Origin of the sequence: Kribbella sp. NPDC000426, from assembly GCF_040300265.1 — a bacterium.
Taxonomy (GTDB): domain Bacteria; phylum Actinomycetota; class Actinomycetes; order Propionibacteriales; family Kribbellaceae; genus Kribbella.
Window position 1 is genome coordinate 754,667 of sequence record NZ_JBEPDK010000004.1, and the last position, 16,109, is coordinate 770,775.

Sequence of the window (16,109 nt, forward strand, 5' to 3'; positions counted from 1 at the left end):
CTGTTCAGCTCTCGAGGTACTTCATCAGTTCGTCGACCGCCAACTCGATCGCGTCCCGGACGTCCAGGACCGGAGCCTCGTCCAGTTTCCCGAGCTGCGCCTGAGCCGCCGAGAGCAGCCGGAGGATCTCACTCTCCTCCATCGGCGGGCGTGGCACGTCGAGCTGCGATCGCCGATCGGCCGCCGCCGCGATCAGCTGGACCGCGGTCGCCATCGCGCCAAGACCGCCCAGGGTCTGGGCCGCGATCTCGAGACAGCGAACCGAGGCCGCCGAGCCGGTCTCGCCGATCTCCTGACTCAGCTCGAGGCCTTGCCGGGAAAGCTCCGCCGCCCGCCGGACCCGCCCGAGCTCCAATGAGACGAGCGCCAGGTTCATCACTGACGCACGCTCTCCCATCCGAGTTCCTGACTGACGCCACAGCACGTGGCTCTCCTCTAGCAACCTGAGTGCTTCGTCGAGCCTGCCGTCCCTGCGCGCATGCATCGCCATCTCGTTCAGCGCGTACGCGACGCCCCACCGATCGCCCCGCTGCCGCTGCAGAGCCAACGCTTGCTCGAGCAACAATGCGGCGTGCTGCGAATCGCCCATCAACCGCGTCGCGCGCGACAGGCTCAACATCGCCTGTGCCTTCTCGGCCAGACCTCCGGCCGTGTCTGCCGCCCTCAACGCCGACTCGTACAGCTCGATCGCCTCGATGTACTTGCTGCGATGCAGCATCAGATCTCCCACCCCACAGGTGGCCCGGCACCACACAGTCCGGTCGTCGAACTCGCTACTCATCGATCGGCTGCGTTCGATCAGCCCGAGCGCCCGGTCGAGATCGCCGCCGTACTCCGCGATCCTTCCCCAGGAGTACAGGCCGGCTGCCACCGCGGGCGAAGTCAGCTCGTCCGCACGCTCGAGATAGCGCGAGAACCACTCCTCGCCTTCCAGCAAGAAACCCTGCGCCAACCAGAATCCGCTCAGCACTTGGCACATGTTCAGGCCCGTCTCGAGCCGCTCACCCTCGAGAAACCATTGCAGGGCCACGCGGAGGTTGGCGATCTCGCCCCGCAGCCCCTTCATGTCGCCCGGATAAGGGATGCCGAGACGAGTCGCTGACCCTTCCCCAGCGAGCGTCAGGAAGTACGCGGCGTGCCGATCGCGGATGATGTCCGCGTCCGCAGCGCCGCCCAGATGTACGGCGGCGTACTCGTGAACCGTTTCAAGGAAGCGGTAGCGTCGTCCACCGCCTGTGTCCTCAACGGTGACAAGCGACTTCTCGACGAGCCCTTCCAGGGCCACGACGACAACACCTCGCGACAGTTCGTCGTCCACGCACACATCGCACGCCGCGTCGAGCGTCCAACCACCTTTGAAGCTCGCTAGCCGCGTCATCACCCGCTGTTCTGTGGGATCCAGCAGCGTGAAACTCCAGTCCAGCGCAGCGCGCAGCGTTCGGTGCCGCGGCGGGGCGTTGCGCGCCCCCCGCGCCAGAAAATCAAGCCGATCGGCAAGCAACTCGGCGACCTGCGCCACGCCGAGAGCCGGGACGTGCGCGGCCGCAAGTTCGATCGCCAGTGGCAAGCCTTCGAGCTGTCTGCAGATGTGCCTGACAACGTTTGCTTCGTCGCTCGAGAACGCTGGCGCGCCGGCTGCTTGTGCCTGTCGGCTCAGGAAGGCGACTGAGTCGCCTATCGTCAGCGGCGGCACGACCCAGACCGTCTCGCCCGGGATTCGCAACGGTTCACGACTGGTCGCCAGCACACGGAGATCCGCGGCATCACGCAACAGTTCGTCGACCAGCAGCGCGCACTGGCTCACCAGGTGTTCGCAATTGTCCAGCACCAGAACCAGTTGCTTGGAGTGCAGGTGCTCTCGAACCCGTTCCACAGTCGGCGGGATGACACCAAGGGTTGCCGCAACAGTGGCCGATACGATCGCACCATCGACCACCGGAGCGAGATCCACGAGTACGGCGCCATCGCGGTGAACGGCCGCCAACTCGCGCGCGAGCTCGAGAGCCAACCGGGTCTTGCCGACGCCGCCCGGGCCGGTCAAGGTGAGGAGCCGCGATGTACGCGCGCGAACGTCCAGGTCGGCGAGTTCGGGTTGCCGACCGACGATCGGTGACGGCTCGATCGGTAGGCTGTACCGTGCCGCTCTCGGATCGCGACCACAGGCCGCCATGAACTCATCCCGATCTTCCGGCCCGAGCTGAAGCGCGTCGGCCAACCGCCGCGCGGTGTCCGGATAGGGAGAGTTCCGCGCGCCACGCTCGAGGTCCGCGATCCCCCGACGACTAAGACCGGCCCGCTGCGCAAGGGCTTCCTGAGACATGCCCGCGAGAGCCCGGTAATGACGCAACATCACGCCGAACCGCTGCTCCCCACTCGACGACTGCCCATCGAGCCCCACGCAGCCAACCCTAGTCCTGAATCCTGTCTCCAACTACGGCTTGGTCGGCACGCAGAGTCGGGGTGTCCGACGGGCGGAAGGTGTCGGACTTTGGGGTGTCGGGCAGTTGTCAGAGGAGATGCGCTGGTTCGGCTGACCTGTCGCAGGGTCAGTTGCCGTGGGTGGAGTCGCGATGGAGCGGAGCCGAGCAGCTCAGAGGTCTCGGCTGGGCACACCGCTGCCCCTGCCGCAGCCACACCACGCCCTCGACTTGCTCGCGACTGTGCCGATCTCAGCGACGACGGGCCCTCAGCCGGTCGCGATCCGTCGAGGGCTGAATGCATTCGCGATCGAACGAGGGCTGCAGATCACCATGGTGTACGTCGAAGAGCCCGGACCGCCAACGCTGGCCTTCGACCTTCTCGAATCGCTACTGGAGTCGGAAGGTCAGGCGCTCGTCGTACCAACGCTGCACCACCTCGCCGTACTCGGGTACCCGCTGAAGATTAGAGACCACCTCCGCCATTGCACCCACGAGGTCCTGATCGCCACCAAGCCGGCGGAGCGGACGTGCTGAGGGGACGTCCCTCGTTCTCCTCAAGTCCCCTGCACCCGCGTCCGTCCCGCCGCTCCACCGGGAGCACCACCTGATGTATCTCACAGAGTCGGGTGCCGTCCCTGCCCCGATGCTGCGACCGCTCGGTGTCCGCGCCCAAGCGGTCGCAGCGCGGCGCACGAGCAGGTGTTGCAGACGAGCGAATGCATAGCTGGGCCGGGCACTGGGCCCGTCTGCCGTTCGCTGGGTCGGGTGCTGATCGCGGTTGGGCGGCAGCACGCTGTAGTCGCACGCGAGCGATAGCGAGCGCACCGCGGGCGGTAGCCCGCAAATCCCGGCGATAGCCGGAAGGGATGCACCGGCGGTAGCCGGGGGGTGGGTGGGTGCACGCGTAGCAGGCGCGTTGAGGAGCGGAGCGACGAAGGTAGCGCCTGCGTAGCGTGCGAGGGCTTCTTTCCCTACCTGATTCGCATGCCACTGATCGCGCGCGCGATCACCAACCTCTGGATTTCTGAGGTGCCTTCGAAGATGGTGTAGATCTTGGCGTCTCGGTGCATGCGTTCTACGGGGTATTCGCGGGTGTAGCCGTTGCCGCCGAGGATTTGGATGGCTTCTTCGGTTACCTTTACCGCTACTTCGCCGGCTTTCAGTTTGGCCATGGAGCCTTCGCCGTGGCGGTAGTCGGGGGTTTCGCCTCGCATGAGGGCGGCGGACATGTTGGCGGCTCGCCAGACGAGCAGGCGGGCGGCGTCGATCTCGAGGGCCATGTCGGCGAGTTTGAAGGCGATGCCCTGGTTGTCGATGATGGGGCGGCCGAACTGTTCGCGGGTTTTGGCGTAGTCCAACGCGACCTCATAAGCCGCGCGGGCGATGCCGATGGCTTGGGCGCCGACGATGTGGCGGGTCATTTCGAAGGTGGCCATCGAGGCGTTGCGGCCGGCGGAGGCGGGCGCCTCACCGCGGGCGGTGGCTTCGCGGGCCTCGTGGGCGCGGGCCAAGCGTTCGTCGAGTTTTTCCTTGCCGCCTAGGACGTTCGCGGCGGGGATGCGGACGTTGTCGAAGAAGACGTCGGCGGTGTGGGAGGCACGGAGGCCGTGTTTGCGGAGTTTGGTGCCTTGCTCCAGGCCGTGGACCTCGGTGCGAGGTACGACGAAGGCCGCCTGCCCCTTGGTGCCGAGCGACGGGTCGACCGTCGCGACGACCACGTGGATGTCCGCGATGCCGCCGTTCGTGGCCCAGGCCTTCTGGCCGTTGATGACCCACTCGTCAGTCGCAGCGTCGTACACAGCGCGTGTGCGGATCGCGGACACGTCGGATCCGGCGCCGGGCTCCGACGAGCAGAAGGCGGCGACGCGTACGTCGTCAGCCGTGCCGTAGCAGCGCGGCATCCACTCGCTCCACTGCTCCGGAGTGCCGTTGGAGAAGATCGCCGACGACGCCAGGCCCGTGCCCTTCAGCGACATCCCGATACCGGCGTCGCCCCAGAAGAGTTCCTCGTGGACGAGCGGCATCAGCAGGCCGGACGGGTCGATGAAGAGGTTGATGTTGGCGTCGAGCCCGTACAGGCCGATCTTGGCGGCTTCCTGGATGACCGGCCACGGGGTCTCCTCGCGCTCGTCCCACTCGGCGGCGGCCGGGCGGATGACGTCCGCGGCGAACGCGTGGGCCCAGTCGCGGATCTCGCGCTGCTCGTCGTTCAGCCCGAGCGAGAACGAGCTCCAGCCGGGCCGGGACCGCTCGGCGCCGAGTTCGCCGGCCAACGCCATCACGTCGGCCGAGACCGCGAGCTTCGGATCGGTCATGGTCATCAACATCCTCCAACAGGGGCGCAGTACGATGTTACCGACGAGTGTAACCGTCGTTTGCACCAAGGGGTACCGCTGTGGCTAAGATCGATCCCATGAGCTCCGCGCTGCTCGCGATCGGACGCCGCCGGACCACGGCGGAGCGCCGTCGCGACCGGGAGCGCGACATCATCCGGGCCACCCGCGAGCTGTTCGACGAGCGCGGCACGATCGACGCCCAGATCGACGATATCGCCAAGCGGGTCGGGATCAACAAGGCACTCATCTACCGGCACTTCGCCGGCAAGGAAGAGCTCTTCGCGCTCACCCTGGTCGACTACCTGAAAGAGCTCGACGAAGGCCTGCAACAGAAAGACCATCCACGGAGAGCACCGCTCAACCGGCTCAAGGCGCTCAGCGAGACCTTCGTCGACTTCTGCCTCACCTATCCGGCGTTCACCGACTGCGCGATGAGCCTGCTCCGACGCACCGGCGAGGAGCTGTTCGGCGAGATCACCGAGCCCGTGATGATGAAGCTCGGTACGGCGATGGCCGCGCCGCTCGACCGGATCGCGGCGATCCTCAAAGCCGGCCAGCACACCGGCGTGTTCGACGAGGTCGACACCGCCTACCTGGCCAATCACCTGTACACGCAGACACTCGGATCGTTGCATATGGCAAGGGTCGGGCTGATCGTGTCGAGCGGACAGCCCGGACACCCGGTGGTGCATCACGCGGATGTCGGTACCGTGCGAGAGACTGCCATCACGGCAACACTCGCAACAGCTGTCGGCCGCAAGGCACTGAAGATCCAGCGAACTTCCGCCACCGCACGAAAGTCCAGAGGAGAGACATCGTGACCGAGACCCGCAAGGTGGCCGTCGTCGCCGGAAACCGGATTCCGTTCGCCCGGCAGGACAAGACGTACCGCCACGCCTCCAACTCCGACATGCTCACCGCCGCACTGAACGGCCTGGTCGACCGGGCCGGCCTCGGCGGCCAGGAGGTGGGCGAGGTCGTCGCCGGCGCGGTGCTCAAGCACGCCCGCGACTGGAACATGGTCCGCGAGGTGGTCCTCGGTTCCAAGCTCGCCGCCACCACCCCGGCGTACGACATCCAGCAGGCGTGCGGCACCGGGCTCGAGGCCGCGATCCTGGTCGGCAACAAGATCGCGCTCGGCCAGATCGACGCCGGTATCGCCGGTGGCGTCGACACCGCGTCCGACGCGCCGGTCGCCGTCAACGACCACCTGCGCAACGTGCTGCTCGACCTCAACCGCGCGAAGACGTACCCGGACCGCCTGAAGGTCCTCGCCCGCGTCCGCCCGAAGGACGTCGTACCGGAGATCCCGCGCAACGCGGAGCCGCGCACCGGCAAGTCGATGGGCGATCACGCCGCACTGACCGCGCTCGAGTGGGGCATCACCCGCGAGGCGCAGGACGAGCTCGCGTACAACTCCCACATCAACCTCGCCAAGTCGTACGACCGCGGCTTCCAGAACGACCTGATCACGCCGTACCTCGGTCTCGAGAAGGACCAGAACCTCCGCCCCGACACGACCCTTGAGAAGCTGGCCAAACTCAAGCCTGTCTTCGGCAAGGGCGAGACCGCGACCATGACGGCCGGCAACTCGACCCCGCTCACCGACGGCGCGTCGACCGTCCTCCTGAGCACCGACGAGTGGGCCCAGGAGCACGGGCTGCGGCCCCTCGCGTACCTGACCCACTCGCAGACCGCCGCGGTCGACTACGTGAAGGGCGCCGAAGGCCTGCTGATGGCCCCCGCGTACGCCGTACCGCGGATGCTGGCCAGAGCCGGCCTCAGCCTGCAGGACTTCGACTACTACGAGATCCACGAGGCGTTCGCCTCCCAGGTGCTGTCGACGCTGAAGGCATGGGAGGATCCGATCTTCTGCAAGGAGCGGCTCGGCCTGGACGCGCCGCTCGGCGAGATCGATCGCGACAAGCTGAACGTGAACGGCAGCTCGCTGGCCGCGGGCCACCCGTTCGCGGCGACCGGCGGGCGGATCGTTGCCGCGCTGGCCAAGCAACTGGACGAGAACGGCGGCGGCCGGGGCCTGATCTCGATCTGCGCCGCAGGCGGCCAGGGCGTCGTCGCCATCCTCGAGAAGTAGGAGCTGAGATGACCGACCGCTACCAGACCTTCACCCGGACACCGCTCGGGCAGACCCTGGTGAAGAACCTGGGCCTGCCCGACCCGACGCCGTTGCAGCGCTGGGTCGAGGGGTCGCCGGTGATCGACGGGCCGGTCGTCTTCGGCGCGATCGGGGAGACCGACGCCGGGAAGGCGATCCAGGCGCTGCTGCGCGACATCGGCGCCTCGTTCAGTACGGCGACCGAAGGCGTCGCGTCGATCGGCATCCGCCCGAAGGCGCTCGTCTTCGACGCGACCGGCGCCGCCACGACCGCGGACCTGACCAGCCTGCAGCGCTTCTTCTCCCCCGTCATCCGCCAGCTCGCCGCGGCGGGCCGGGTGATCGTCGTCGGCCGGACGCCGGAGCTCGCGACCTCCACCGAGCAGCATGTCGCGCAGCGCGCGCTCGAGGGCTTCACCCGCTCGCTCGGCAAGGAGGTGAAGCGCGGCGCCACGGTCAACCTCGTGTACGTCGCCCCGGACGCCCATGAGCAGCTCGACTCGACGCTGCGCTTCTTCCTCTCCCCCAAATCGGCGTACGTCGACGGCCAGGTCGCCCGGATCGGGACCGGCCCGCTCGTCAGCAACGACCCGACCAAGCCGCTCGCCGGCCGCACAGCCCTGGTGACCGGCGCGGCCCGCGGGATCGGTGCGTCGATCGCGGACACGCTCGCCCGCGACGGCGCGACGATCATCGGTGTCGACGTACCGCAGAACGCGGACCCGCTGCGGAAGGTCATGACCCGGCTCGGCGGCTCCGAGCTGCTGCTCGACGTCACCGCGGTCGACGCCCCGCAGCGGATCGCAGCCCACGCCCAGGAGCAGTACGGCGGCCTCGACATCGTCGTCCACAACGCCGGCATCACGCGCGACAAGCGGCTGGCGAACATGCGGACCGACGCCTGGGATGCCGTCCTCGACGTCAATCTCCGCGCCCCGGAGCGGATCACCGAGCACCTGGTCGAGTCCGGCGCGCTCCGCGACGGCGGCTCGATCATCGGGGTCTCGTCGATGGCGGGGATCGCCGGCAACAACGGCCAGACGAACTACGCGACCTCCAAGGCCGGCGTGATCGGTCTGGTCCAGGCGCTCGCGCCGAAGCTGGCCGAGCGGAACATCCGGATCAACGCGGTCGCGCCCGGGTTCATCGAGACCGAGATGACCGCGAAGATCCCGTTCACGATCCGCGAGGTCGGCCGCCGGATCAACTCGCTGCAGCAGGGCGGGCTGCCGATCGACGTGGCCGAGACAATCGCGTGGTTCGCGGATCCGGCCTCGGCCGGCGTCACCGGCAACGTGGTCCGGGTCTGCGGCCAGAGCATGCTGGGCGCGTGACATGCCGACCCGTCGGTACGACGACTCGCCGAAGTTCGGCGCGCTCTATGCCCGGACGGTCCGCGCAACCCTCAGAAGGGCCGACTACGAGCCCGACGAGGACGGGCTGACGCTCGAGCTGCCCCGGTCCGCGATCGACCAGGACCACCTGACGGCATACCGCGATGTCACCGGGTTCCAGGCCGGCCCGGCCGTGCCGCCGACGTACCCGCATGTGCTCGCGTTCCCGCTGCACCTGGACCTGATGTCCGACCCCTCGTTCCCGTACAAGCCGATGGGGATCGTGCATCTGTCCAACACGATCACGCAGAAGCAGCCGATCTCGATCCACGCCGAGCCGGCCATCCGCGTGCACAGTACGCCGGAACGCCCGCACCCGAAGGGCACCGTCTTCGACATCGTCAGCGAGGTCTTCGTCGACCACGAGCTGGTGTGGAGCGACCTGACCACGCTGCTCAGCCGCACGGCCGGCACGCCGAGTGCCCACGCGGACCTGCTGCCCGACCCGGTCCTGCCGGCCGACGCGTGGTGGGACCTGCGCGGCAACCTCGGCCGTCGGTACGCCGGTGCGTCCGGCGACCGGAACCCGATCCACCTGTTCAAACTGACCGCTCAGGCGTTCGGGTTCCCGCGCCAGATCGCTCACGGGATGTGGGCCAAGGCCGCCGCGCTCGCATCCATCCAGCGCGCCGGGCACCTGCCCGACGCGTTCACCGTCCGCGTCGACTTCCGCAAGCCATTGCTACTGCCCTCCCGCGTGCAGTTCGGCTACCAGCAGACCGGCAAGACGATCGACTTCGCGCTGTACGACGAGTCGCACGACGTGACGCACCTGGTCGGGCAGCTGCAGGAGAACTGACCCACTCGACTCCGCCGGAAACCTGGAGGACACTCCGAACCAGAGGAGGCCTGCTCGGCTACGTGATCTTCACGCTCGGCCTCGGTATCGGGGACGACGACATCTTCGACTGGGGTGGACTCCTGAGTGCCCTGATCGGGACGATCATCGTGGTACCTGTCGCGACCTGGATCCTGCGTCGGCGCTCTCATACTCCGAGCTGACAGCCCGGAATGCGGGAGGTTGGCAGCGGTCCCGCAGGTCGTCGAGAACGTTCCCGATCTCAGCCGGCTCGAGCTGCTGACCATCCCGCTGCCGAACGGCGAGGAGACCGGCCGCGTCCTCGCGCGCGCCGATGACAGCGGCGTACGGCGCCAACCGGTTCTCCCGGATCCGCGCGCCGAGGCTGCCCTCGTCGGCGTGTGCGATCTCGACCCGCAGACCGCGATCCACCGCCCGGCGGGCCACCTCGGCGGCGCGCTTCTCCTCGTCGTCCGAGATCGGCAGTACGACGAGCTGCACCGGCGCGAGCCACGCCGGGAACGCCCCGCCGTGGACCTCGATCAGCTGCGCCATCGCCCGCTCGATGCTGCCGACGATCGCCCGGTGCACCATCACCGGCCGATGTTTGTTGCCGTCGGCACCGATGTACTCGAGACCGAACGCGGCCGGCTGGTGGAAGTCGATCTGGACGGTCGACAGGCTGAACTCGCGGCCGGCCGAATCCTCCATCTGGATGTCGATCTTCGGCCCGTAGAACGCCGCGTCGCCGGGCGCCTCCACGTAGTCGATCTCGGCCGCCTCCAGCACATCCCGGAGCAGTGAGGCGGCTTGGGCCCAGCTGGCGGCGTCGCCGACGTACTTGCTGGACGGATCGCCGAACTTCGCGTCCTCCGCGGGCAGCGCGAGGACGTAGCGCGACGCGCTGATTCCCATGTCGGCGTACGCCTGGTTGATCAGGGCAAGCGCCGACGCAGCCTCCGAGGCGACCTGGTCGAGGCGGCAGAAGATGTGTGCGTCGTTGAGTTGCATCGCGCGGACCCGGCTGAGGCCGCCGATCGCGCCGGACAGTTCGGCGCGATACTGGCCGCCGAGTTCGGAGTACCGGAGCGGGAGTTCGCGGTAGCTGTGCGAGCGGGAGCGGTACATCAGCGCGTGGTGCGGGCAGATGCTCGGCCGGAGAATCAGTTGCTCCGCACCCATGTCCATCGGCGGGTACATGTCGTCGTGGTACTTCGCCCAGTGGCCCGAGATCTCGTACAGCTCGCGCTTGGCGAGCACGGGCGAATAGACCTGCTGGTAGCCGGCTCTTCGTTCGACCTCGGAGATGTAGTTCTCCAAGGCACGCCGGACGGCAGCACCGGCGGGCAGCCAGTACGGCAGGCCGGCGCCGATCAGCGGGTCGGAGTCGAACAGGCCGAGCTCGCGGCCGATCTTGCGGTGGTCGTACATGATTCCTCCAAGAGAGTTGGAGCGAGCGACCACCGGACACGACGAAGCCCCGGGGCACTCGCCCCGGGGCTTCGGTAGACAGTCAGATGTCAGCGCGCCGGGACGAACCTCGGCGTCGTCGTCACTACTGCGCGCTTGATCACGTTTCTACGTTAGCAGATCAGAGTCCAGGCCGACGGGCCTGATGAGACCTTCTTGCGCAACCGACGCGATCAGGGCGCCGGTCTCCGCGTAGAGGCGGCCGGTCGCGAAGCCTCGCGCGCCGGACGCCGACGGGGACGACTGGTCGTAGAGCAGCCACTCGTCGGCGCGGAACGGACGGTGGAACCAGAGCGCGTGGTCGAGCGACGCCGGCTGGATGCGACGGTCGCCGATCACGATGCCGTGCGGAAGCAGACTCGCGCCCAGCAGGGTCAGGTCGCTGGCGTAGGCGAGCACACACGCGTGCAATGCGGGATCGTCCGGAAGCTTGCCCGCGGCACGGATCCAGAACTGGCGGCCGCTGACCCCGGCGAGGCGTACGTCGAGCGCCGCCCACTCACGATCCCAGTCCGCGGCGGGCCGACCCGACCGCGCTTCGAGGACAGTCGCCAACCGCGGCGCTTCCTCAGGCGGTACGACGTCGTCCGGCATCGGGTCCTGGTGGTCGAGGCCGGGCTCCGGGCGCTGGAACGACGCCGACATGTAGAAGATCGGCTTACCGTTCTGCGAGGCCACGACGCGCCGGCTGCTGAACGAGCCGCCGTCGCGGGTCGGCTCCGGGCGGTAGACGATCGGCACCGACGTGTCGCCGGCCCGCAGAAAGTAGCCGTGGAGCGAGTGCACGATCCGCTCCGGGTCGACCGTACGGCTCGCGGCGGCCAGCGCCTGTCCCAGCACCTGACCGCCGAACACCCGCTGCATCGAGGTCTGCGGCTGACGACCCCGGAACAGGTCGACGTCGATCATCTCCAGGTCGAGCAGCTCGACCAGATCCTCCAGCGACTCAGGCATGCCTCATCCTGACAGGCCGGTGCGCCAAACCCGCAGTCGGCTAGTCGTTCTCCTCGCGGTTCAGCTCTGCCAGGAACTGCTCTACCTCGGCGCCCAGTTCGTCGGCGGACGGGGTCGAGTCGGCCAGCAGGCTCTTGCGGGACAGGGAGCCCTCGGCGGCGTCGTACTGCGTCTCGAGCGCCTTGACGACCTGGCTTGCGTCCTCGGAGGCCTCGACCTGCTCGTCGACCAGCCGGCCGGTGACGGCGGCCTCGTCGAGCAGGGCCTTGCTAGGGAGGAGCAGGCCTGTTGCGGCGGAGATCGCGTGCACCAGGGCCAGCGCGGCGCCCGGGAAGCGGTTCTCGGCCAGGTAGTGCGGGACGTGGACGGCGAAGCCCATCGCGTCCTTGCCGGCCTCGCCCAGTCGCACCTGCAGCATCGTGCCGGCGCTCGCGGGCAGCACCATCTCGCCGTCCCAGATGTTCGAGCGGGTGACCAGCTCGGGCCGGGTCGCGTGCGCTGTCAGGCCGAGCGGACGGGTGTGCGGCACGCCCATCGGGATGCCGTGGACGCCGACCGTCAACGTGACGTTGTAGCGCTCGATGAGCTGCCGGACCGCACCGGCGAACCGGTCCCAATGGTTGTCCGGCTCGGCGCCCTCGAGCAGCAGGAAGTCGACTCCCGCGTCGTCGGTCACCAGGTGCAGCGACAGATGCGGCGGCGTGTAGTCGGTGAACCGGTCCTCGGCGAACGTCACTTCGGGCCGCCGGGCCCGGTAGTCGTGCAGCAGGTCGACGTCGAACCGCGCGAGCAGCCGGTGGTCGAGCACCTCGAGCAGGTGGTCGGCGGTCACCCGGCCGGCCTGACCGGCGTCCATGAACCCGTCCAGCGAGTGCACCATGACCTTCGGCGTCGCCGCCGGGCCGGTCGCCACCGACTCGTCGACGATCTCGTAGAGGTCGTCCGGTCGCAGCATCGTCGTTCTCCTTCGCGCAGTCGCCAACAGGGCGGGTTGGGCCCCTTTATCCTGCCGTTCACCGAGTCCAACGCTGTCACTCGGGGCACAAATTCCGGCCACAGCCAAGATTCAGGATGTTCCAAGAATCGGAGATGGCAAGACACTGCGGGAAAGCGCTTGCTAGGTTGTCTTCGTGAGCAGCGAACCTGATTCCGCCCTGACCGTCATGCTGGCGATGCACGCCGACGCCAGGTCCCGTGTGCTCGTGCCGCGGGTCATGCAGCGGCTCGAGGCGATCGCCACCGTGCTCCCGGTCGGACCCGGACTCGGCACCTCCTCGGATCTGTCGGGCCCGGCCTTCCTCGCCGATCCCGCGATCCGGGCGGCGCTGCCGGACGTCGACGTACTGCTCACCGGCTGGGGCTGCCCGCGGATCGGTCCGGAGGTGCTCGACGCGGCGCCGAAGCTGCAGGCGATCCTGCACGCGGCCGGATCGGTCAAGGCGATCGTCGACCCGGCCGCGTTCGACCGCGGTATCCAGGTGTCGTCGGCGGCCACCGCGAACGCCCAGCCGGTCGCGGAGTTCACGGTCGCCGCGATCGTGCTCGCCGGGAAGCGGGCGTTCCGGCTCGCGGCGCAGTACCGGGTCGAACGGCGGAAGGCCGACCCGCACGGGATGCCGGGCAGTTACGGTACGACGGTCGGCCTGCTCGGAGCGTCACGGATCGGGAAGATGGTCGCGGAGCGGCTGCGCGAGTTCGACCTCGAGGTGCTGATCAGCGACCCGTACCTGACCGCGGACGAGGCTGCCGCCCTCGGTGCGGAGCTGGTCGACAACGACGCGCTGTTCGGGCGGAGCGACATCCTCAGCGTGCACGCGCCGCTGATTCCCGAGACGGTCGGCCTGGTCGACGGCCGGCTGCTCGGTCTGCTGAAGGACGGCGCGGTGCTGATCAACACCGCGCGCGGCAAGATCATCGACGCCGAGGCCCTGCTGCGCGAGTGCGTGTCCGGCCGGATCGACGCCGTCCTCGACGTCACCGATCCCGAGCCGCTGCCGCCGGACTCGCCGCTGCTCGACCTGCCCAACGTCTTCATCACCCCGCACGTCGCCGGTGCCGTCGGCAACGAGATCGCCCGCCTCGGCGAGATGGCCGTCAGCGAACTCGAACGCCTCGTCACCGGCCAGCCGCTCCAGCACGCCATCAGCGCGACCGAACTCGGAAGGCTCGCATGACCCGCCTCGTACTGCCTGACACCGATCGTGTTCTCTCCCGGCAGACGGGCTGGAGCCGCAAGCACTGGGAGGTGCTGGCGGATCACCTGCTCGACTCGCTCGTGCCGTACTTCTCCCCCGGCGCCTCGCTCGTCGAGCTGCCCGGCCGACCGAGCCGATCGGGTACGGCGTCCGACGCGCTCGAGGGCTTCGCCCGGTCCTTCATGCTGGCCGCCTTCCGGATCGCCGGCGTGCAGGGCAAGGGCTGCGAAGACCTGATCGAGCGGTACGCGCGCGGCGTCGCGAACGGAGCGAATCCGGACCACCCCGAGTCGTGGCTGCGGCTCACCGAGCGATCGCAGCAGATGGTCGAGGCCGCGGCGATCGCGGTGTCGCTGCACGAGACCCGCCAGTGGATCTGGGACCGCCTCGACACCCGCGCCCAGGAACACGTGGCGGAGTGGCTCGGCGGGTTCATCGGCTCCACGACGCACGACAACAACTGGCGGCTGTTCCAGGTCGTGAGCGAGCAGTTCCTGGCGTCGGTCGGTGCGCCGTACTCGCAGGACGACATCGACGGCGGCCTCGACCGGATCGAGGACTGGTACGTCGGCGACGGCTGGTACTCCGACGGCGACGGGCAGAACTTCGACAACTACATCGGCTGGGCGATGCACCTCTACCCGGGACTGTGGGCGCGGATGGCCGCCGCGACCCCGGGTGCGCAGTACGAGGACCGGCTGAAGCTGTACCGCGAGCGGATCAATCTTTTCCTGGAAGACGCGGTCCACTTCGTCGGCAACGATGGCGCGCCGCTCTACCAGGGCCGGTCGCTGACCTATCGGATGGCCGCGGCGGCGCCGTACTGGATGGGGGCTTTGCTCGACTCCACTCCGCTGACGCCGGGTCAGACGCGGCGCCTGTGCTCGGGGATCGCGCGGCACTTCGCGCAGCACGGTGTGCCGGACGAGCGCGGCGTGCTGACGCTCGGTTGGTACGACACGTTCCTGCCGACGACCCAGCAGTACTCCGGACCCGGCTCGCCGTACTGGGCTTCGAAGGGGTTCGTGGGGCTGATCCTGCCGCCGGAGCACCCGGTGTGGGCGGACCCGGAGGACTCGATTCCGCTCGACGACGCGGATCAGCAACGGGCGATGCCGAAGCCGGGTTGGATCGTGCATGCGAGCCGCCACGACCAGGTCGTGCAGCTGGTCAACCACGGTGCCGATCACGCGCCCGTGGCCGAGCCGTCAGGTGTCGAACCCGCGGGCGACCCGCACTACAACCGGCTGGCGTACGCGAACCACGCCGGGCCGGACCTGTCAGATCATGAGCCGGCCGTCGACAACCTGATCTCGCTCGTCTCGGCTGATGGTGTCGCCAGCGGGCGCGGCCGGATCCGGCGGCTCGGAGTGGACGAGCAGACGGCGTCCTCGTGGCACAAGGCGTGGCTCGGTTCCGAGGGCCCTTGGGCGATCGAGATCACGTCGGTGGTGCACAACGGGTGGGAGATCCGGTGTGCGCTGGTCGAGGGGCCGGACGGCGCGTCGGTGCGCAGCGGCGGGTTCGCGGTCGCCGGCGAACCTTTGCCTGAGGCAACAGTTGGCGCGGTGGCCGCGTCGGCGCGGAACGCGGACGGGCTGGTCTCGGCGGTGGTCGGCCTGCACGGGTACGACGAGGCGGGCGTGCATCGCGGGCTCGGCGTGAATCCGTTCGGTGCGCACTCGGCTACGCCGTACGTGACAGCACCGCATCGCGGCGAACCGCTGGTCCTGGTGAACGCCGTCCTGCTGACACGGGACGCGTTGCGGCCGGAAGCGCTTGCCGAGGGCATCGACGTGACCGTCGACGGTACGACGGTGCGGATCGGGCTGCCCGGTGGCGGCGTCGAGGTGGTCGAACTGGGACGGCGCCGACTAGATTGACGCCATGAGCACGTACGAAAAACTTCTGCAGGAGCAGATCCGGAACGAATTCACGGCGTCACAGCAATATGTGGCAGTGGCTGTCTGGTACGACGACCAGGATCTGCCCCAGCTGGCTTCGCATTTCTACAAGCAGTCGCTGGAAGAGCGCAATCACGCGATGATGATGGTGCAGTACCTGCTGGACAAGGACATCCGGCCGCAGATCCCGTCGGTGGCCGAGGTCGAGTCCGACTTCAAGACCGCGCTCGAGCCGCTCGAGCTCGCGCTGGCGCAGGAGATCACCGTCACCAAGCAGATCGAGACGCTGGCCCGGACCGCGCGGGACGAGAGCGACTACATCGGCGAGCAGTTCATGCAGTGGTTCCTCAAGGAGCAGGTCGAGGAGGTCGCCACGATGACGACGCTCGTGAACGTGGCCAACCGCGCCGGCGACAACCTGTTCCACCTCGAGGACTTCCTGGCCCGCGAGGTCGTCGGCGCGGCCGGCGCCGACCCGACCGCTCCCCCGGCCGCCGGCGGAACGGTCTGACCCGGGCTCG

Annotated in this window: 13 protein-coding genes; 8 read left to right on the forward strand and 5 right to left on the reverse strand. The window is 68.5% G+C overall.

What is annotated here, in order from left to right; all coding sequences use genetic code 11:
* Positions 1–4 precede the first annotated feature (4 nt).
* Positions 5–2,398 carry an ATP-binding protein gene (locus tag ABT313_RS22885; protein WP_350857179.1) on the reverse strand — a complete coding sequence of 798 codons (2,394 nt, stop codon included), beginning with the start codon at positions 2,396–2,398 and terminating at the stop codon, positions 5–7.
* A gap of 262 nt (positions 2,399–2,660) precedes the next feature.
* Here ABT313_RS22885 and ABT313_RS22890 point away from each other — a divergent pair, with 262 nt between their 5' ends.
* On the forward strand, positions 2,661–2,954 hold the full coding sequence (locus tag ABT313_RS22890) for a hypothetical protein (protein ID WP_350857182.1): 294 nt from the start codon (positions 2,661–2,663) through the stop codon (positions 2,952–2,954).
* Positions 2,955–3,391: 437 nt separating this feature from the next.
* On the opposite strand, the gene ABT313_RS22895 is transcribed toward ABT313_RS22890, so the two are convergent.
* Positions 3,392–4,735, reverse strand: coding sequence for an acyl-CoA dehydrogenase family protein (locus ABT313_RS22895; protein WP_350857185.1), 1,344 nt, complete (start codon positions 4,733–4,735; stop codon positions 3,392–3,394).
* Positions 4,736–4,833: 98 nt separating this feature from the next.
* Between ABT313_RS22895 and ABT313_RS22900 the strand changes: the two genes are divergently transcribed.
* Genes ABT313_RS22900 through ABT313_RS22915 form a run of 4 tightly spaced genes read left to right on the forward strand, consistent with a single transcriptional unit; the run spans position 4,834 to position 9,065 of the window.
* On the forward strand, positions 4,834–5,577 hold the full coding sequence (locus ABT313_RS22900; RefSeq protein WP_350857188.1) for a TetR/AcrR family transcriptional regulator: 744 nt from the start codon (positions 4,834–4,836) through the stop codon (positions 5,575–5,577).
* Entirely contained in the window at positions 5,574–6,851 is a 1,278-nt protein-coding gene (locus ABT313_RS22905; RefSeq protein WP_350857191.1) for an acetyl-CoA C-acetyltransferase, read from the forward strand. The genes ABT313_RS22900 and ABT313_RS22905 overlap by 4 nt, the downstream gene beginning before the upstream one ends.
* Before the next feature lie 8 nt (positions 6,852–6,859).
* Complete coding sequence (locus tag ABT313_RS22910) at positions 6,860–8,206, forward strand: 3-oxoacyl-ACP reductase (protein WP_350857194.1); 1,347 nt, start codon at positions 6,860–6,862, stop codon at positions 8,204–8,206.
* Between the two features lies 1 nt (position 8,207).
* Positions 8,208–9,065: a MaoC/PaaZ C-terminal domain-containing protein gene (locus ABT313_RS22915; RefSeq protein WP_350857197.1), complete on the forward strand. Its 858-nt coding sequence runs from the start codon at positions 8,208–8,210 to the stop codon at positions 9,063–9,065.
* A 144-nt stretch (positions 9,066–9,209) separates the two neighbouring features.
* Here the strand turns inward: ABT313_RS22915 and thrS are convergent, their stop codons facing one another.
* The 3 genes from thrS to ABT313_RS22930 form a co-directional block, all read right to left on the reverse strand.
* Positions 9,210–10,496 (reverse strand): threonine--tRNA ligase, encoded by a 1,287-nt coding sequence (gene thrS, locus ABT313_RS22920; protein WP_350857200.1) that lies wholly within the window; start codon positions 10,494–10,496, stop codon positions 9,210–9,212.
* A gap of 147 nt (positions 10,497–10,643) precedes the next feature.
* On the reverse strand, positions 10,644–11,489 hold the full coding sequence (locus tag ABT313_RS22925) for an acyl-CoA thioesterase (protein WP_350857204.1): 846 nt from the start codon (positions 11,487–11,489) through the stop codon (positions 10,644–10,646).
* 40 nt (positions 11,490–11,529) lie between these two features.
* Entirely contained in the window at positions 11,530–12,444 is a 915-nt protein-coding gene (locus tag ABT313_RS22930; RefSeq protein WP_350857206.1) for a proteasome assembly chaperone family protein, read from the reverse strand.
* A 175-nt stretch (positions 12,445–12,619) separates the two neighbouring features.
* Between ABT313_RS22930 and ABT313_RS22935 the strand changes: the two genes are divergently transcribed.
* The 3 genes from ABT313_RS22935 to ABT313_RS22945 are packed head-to-tail and all read left to right on the forward strand — an operon-like array spanning position 12,620 to position 16,099.
* Positions 12,620–13,663, forward strand: coding sequence for a hydroxyacid dehydrogenase (locus ABT313_RS22935; protein WP_350857209.1), 1,044 nt, complete (start codon positions 12,620–12,622; stop codon positions 13,661–13,663).
* On the forward strand, positions 13,660–15,567 hold the full coding sequence (locus ABT313_RS22940; protein ID WP_350857212.1) for a DUF2264 domain-containing protein: 1,908 nt from the start codon (positions 13,660–13,662) through the stop codon (positions 15,565–15,567). The genes ABT313_RS22935 and ABT313_RS22940 overlap by 4 nt, the downstream gene beginning before the upstream one ends.
* Before the next feature lie 4 nt (positions 15,568–15,571).
* Positions 15,572–16,099: a ferritin gene (locus ABT313_RS22945; RefSeq protein WP_350857215.1), complete on the forward strand. Its 528-nt coding sequence runs from the start codon at positions 15,572–15,574 to the stop codon at positions 16,097–16,099.
* The last annotated feature ends 10 nt before the right edge of the window (positions 16,100–16,109 follow it).

What these genes read in the sequence shown, in the direction of transcription:
- ABT313_RS22940 (WP_350857212.1), top strand. Translation starts at nt 13,660, where the DNA reads ATGACCCGCCTCGTACTGCCTGACACCGATCGTGTTCTCTCCCGGCAG.
- ABT313_RS22910 (WP_350857194.1), top strand. Translation starts at nt 6,860, where the DNA reads ATGACCGACCGCTACCAGACCTTCACCCGGACACCGCTCGGGCAGACC.
- thrS (WP_350857200.1), bottom strand. Translation starts at nt 10,496, where the DNA reads ATGTACGACCACCGCAAGATCGGCCGCGAGCTCGGCCTGTTCGACTCC.
- ABT313_RS22945 (WP_350857215.1), top strand. Translation starts at nt 15,572, where the DNA reads ATGAGCACGTACGAAAAACTTCTGCAGGAGCAGATCCGGAACGAATTC.
- ABT313_RS22925 (WP_350857204.1), bottom strand. Translation starts at nt 11,489, where the DNA reads ATGCCTGAGTCGCTGGAGGATCTGGTCGAGCTGCTCGACCTGGAGATG.
- ABT313_RS22900 (WP_350857188.1), top strand. Translation starts at nt 4,834, where the DNA reads ATGAGCTCCGCGCTGCTCGCGATCGGACGCCGCCGGACCACGGCGGAG.
- ABT313_RS22895 (WP_350857185.1), bottom strand. Translation starts at nt 4,735, where the DNA reads ATGACCGATCCGAAGCTCGCGGTCTCGGCCGACGTGATGGCGTTGGCC.
- ABT313_RS22915 (WP_350857197.1), top strand. Translation starts at nt 8,208, where the DNA reads ATGCCGACCCGTCGGTACGACGACTCGCCGAAGTTCGGCGCGCTCTAT.
- ABT313_RS22930 (WP_350857206.1), bottom strand. Translation starts at nt 12,444, where the DNA reads ATGCTGCGACCGGACGACCTCTACGAGATCGTCGACGAGTCGGTGGCG.